The sequence below is a fragment of the Sphingopyxis sp. genome (genome assembly GCF_036402335.1).
In the GTDB taxonomy this organism is placed as follows: domain Bacteria; phylum Pseudomonadota; class Alphaproteobacteria; order Sphingomonadales; family Sphingomonadaceae; genus Sphingopyxis.
The window spans coordinates 1-2,553 of sequence record NZ_DASWTD010000671.1; the positions used below are offsets into that span (position 1 = coordinate 1).

Genomic DNA, 2,553 nt, shown 5'->3' on the forward strand with positions numbered 1-2,553 from the left:
TAACACTAACCTTGCGCTTTTCCGCACTGGGCCCCGGCTTTCGCCGGGGTGCACAAAGGGTCAACTCACCGCTCCAAATCAGACGCCTGGAAAAAAGGCCTTTCCTACATTATCCGGCGATGCCAGCCTTCATCCCGGCTCTTTCATCGGGTGGATAAAAGCGGTTGCCGGCCGGTGTGGGCAAACGGTCAGGGCCGGGCGCTTCCAGCACCCGGCAGGGTCAAATTGAACGACGCACAGGGCTGAACTTTACTGAACTTTGGACAATGTTGCAGCGGCAGCGACAGCCCCCCACCCCAATGCCAGCCTTCCCGCCGCGCCGCACGCGCAGCCTCCGGCCTCCTACTTCGCCGCCGCCGGGTCGTACGACGAGACATGGTTCATCGCGATCACCCAGCGGCCGTCGACCTTGCGGAACAGGCGGGTGTTGATGCCCTCCTGCGCGCGTTCGGGCCGCGAGAGATTGTAGTGGCTGATCAGCAGTGCGGCATCGGGCGCGAGCATGTCGATGCTGATGTCATAGAAATGGACCGTGCCGCGCCGTTCGGGTGAACCCCCATAATCGCGCACATAATGGTCGAGCGTGCCCTGCCAGCCGTCCTGGATCTTGCCGCCCGACACGAAGATCACGCCGGGGTTCTGGAAGCCCGCCATATAGCCGGTAAAATCGCTGCGGTTCCACGCCGCCTCCATATCGGCAACGATCTTCAGGATCGCGGCCTTCTCGGCTGCTTCATCGGCGTGGACGGGTGTTGCCACCGCGAACAGCAGCGCCGCCAGCATCTTCATCCATTTCGTCATGACGGTTTCCTTCAGGGTTTGCGCAGGAACAGCGGGCTTTCCGGCAGGCGCGACCGGTCGACAAGCTTGCCCTGCGCGATCACTGCCTCGACCTTTTCGATGTTGCGGATATCGGCGAGCGGATCGGCCGACAGCAGGACGAGGTCGGCGATCTTGCCCGCCTCGATCGTGCCGAGGTCGGCGCTCATCCGCGCCGCGGCGGCGCCGTGTTTCGTCCCGGCGACGATCGCCTCCATCGGCGTCATCCCGAGTTCGACGAGACCCTCGACTGCGCGGATCGTGCCGATTCCGGGCTCAGCCTCGTCGCCCTTCGGCACCCTGCGGAATTCGGGGGCGTCGCCATAGAAGCTGTCGGTCGCGGGGGTCACGCGGCACCCCGCTTTGATCAGCCGTTCGGCATTGCGGCGCTGGACGTCCTGATTATCGTCCATCGCCTCGAGCCGCCGCCAGCGTTCGGCGCTCGTCGTCGCGGGCGGCATCGTCGCGATCTTCGCTTCCAGTTCGGCGCGCCTCGCGAGATGCTTCCTGCGATACTCGCCGGTGATATAATTCGACCGGATTCCGCACAGGACATCCTTCTTCACGATCAGCGCGATCAATTCGTCGGGCAGGTCGCGGCTCGTCAGTTCGGGATGCTGGATCAGGTCGATCCCCGCCTCGACCGCGAGCGTCAGGCCCTCGGAACTGGTGGCGTGCGTCTCGACGGGCTTGCCACGCTTGTGGGCTTCCTCGACGATCACCGCCTGTTGGCGCGGCGAAAAGCCGATCAGCGCAGGGCGGAGGAAATGGCTGGTGCCGCCATATTTGATGAAGTCGACTCCCTTGTCGAGATAGCGGTTCATCGCGACGCGCAGTTCCTCGGGCGTCATGTCCATGATTTCTTCGCCCATGTCCTGCGCGAGCAGATCGTTCCATTGCTCCTGGAACAGCGACAGCTCCGAATCCTTGGTGAGCGAGAAGGTCAGCGAAAAGGGTCCGCCCCAGCCGAGGATATTGCCCGCCGCCTTCAGCCGCGAACCGACAACCTCGCCGCGATCGATGCGGTCGCGCACCTTCAGGATCGGCGGCAGCACGCCATAGCTGTCGCGCATCGTCGTCACACCATAGGTCAGCGCGCGCTGCGCGAATTCGAGCGCAAGTTCCTCGCCGCGATCGGCGTACTTCAGCGACGTGTCGCGCCGCGCCGGCTGGCCATAGACCGAGACATGGACATTGCTGTCGATGAAGCCGGGCAACAGGTAACGTCCGCGTCCGTCGATGACGTGCGCATCGGCTATATTGCCGCCGCTTTTGACAATCGAGACGATCCGGCCGTTTTCGATCCGGATGGTCATATCGCGTTTCGGTGCCGCGCCTGTCCCGTCGATCAGTGTGACGCCGGTGATCACGATCCGGTCCGTGCCGGACGTCTCTGCGCGAGTCGCCACGGGAACGAAAACGGCGGAAATCATCAGAAACATGCCCGCAAAAGCGGTTCTAAGACAGTTTGTTGCGGCCATCCGTGCATCCCCCGAAACTTGTGGCATTGACTCTTCGAAGTTTGAGTATATCGTATTTCGTATACAGTAATAGCAAAAAGGGGTCCTCGGTGCTGTATCGCGAAGATTGCGCGACGCGTGAAGACGCCGTTTTTTCGCGGACCGCCGCGCGCGCGCCGATACCGCCAGCCGATATTCGCGCATTGCCGCTCCGCAGCAATGCCCGCACCACCTATCACCGCCCCGCGCCCGGCGAAGGGAAGCATTTCCCCTT

The 2,553-nt window shown here is 62.9% G+C and carries 2 protein-coding genes; both read right to left on the minus strand.

The window, feature by feature from the left end; genetic code table 11:
• Positions 1-342 precede the first annotated feature (342 nt).
• Complete coding sequence (locus VGD20_RS21545) at positions 343-789, minus strand: YybH family protein (RefSeq protein ID WP_414714609.1); 447 nt, start codon at positions 787-789, stop codon at positions 343-345.
• A gap of 23 nt (positions 790-812) precedes the next feature.
• Positions 813-2,228, minus strand: a complete 1,416-nt coding sequence (locus VGD20_RS21550) for an amidohydrolase family protein (RefSeq protein ID WP_331136416.1) — start codon at positions 2,226-2,228, stop codon at positions 813-815.
• Positions 2,229-2,553: the final 325 nt, after the last annotated feature.

What these genes read in the sequence shown, in the direction of transcription:
- VGD20_RS21545 (WP_414714609.1), bottom strand. Translation starts at nt 789, where the DNA reads ATGAAGATGCTGGCGGCGCTGCTGTTCGCGGTGGCAACACCCGTCCAC.